Origin of the sequence: Acinetobacter calcoaceticus (assembly GCF_051947995.1) — a bacterium.
GTDB lineage: Bacteria > Pseudomonadota > Gammaproteobacteria > Pseudomonadales > Moraxellaceae > Acinetobacter.
This window is the reverse complement of the sequence record NZ_JBLVVH010000077.1, coordinates 1-212: the sequence shown is the minus strand read 5'-3', so window position 1 is coordinate 212 and position 212 is coordinate 1. Positions and strand designations below refer to the sequence as shown.

The following is a 212-nucleotide window of genomic DNA, read 5'->3' as shown; positions in this document are numbered from 1 at the left end:
CATTATCGGCGGCATTACAGGTGGTATCGGTGGTGGTGAAGGCGGTCCTCTTGGTTCGATCACTGACATTATCGGCGGTATTACTGGTGGTATTGGTGGCGGTGAAGGCGGTCCTTTAGGTTCGATCACTGACATCATTGGTGGTATTACTGGCGGTATCGGTGGTGGCGAAGGTGGTCCTTTAGGTGCAATCACTGGAATCATTGGCGGCA

General features: G+C 52.8%; 1 protein-coding gene. It reads left to right on the top strand.

Annotated elements, in window-relative coordinates:
- The coding region (locus ACNQO6_RS18625; protein ID WP_440209933.1) for a hypothetical protein at positions 1-212 on the top strand (212 nt) is incomplete at both ends.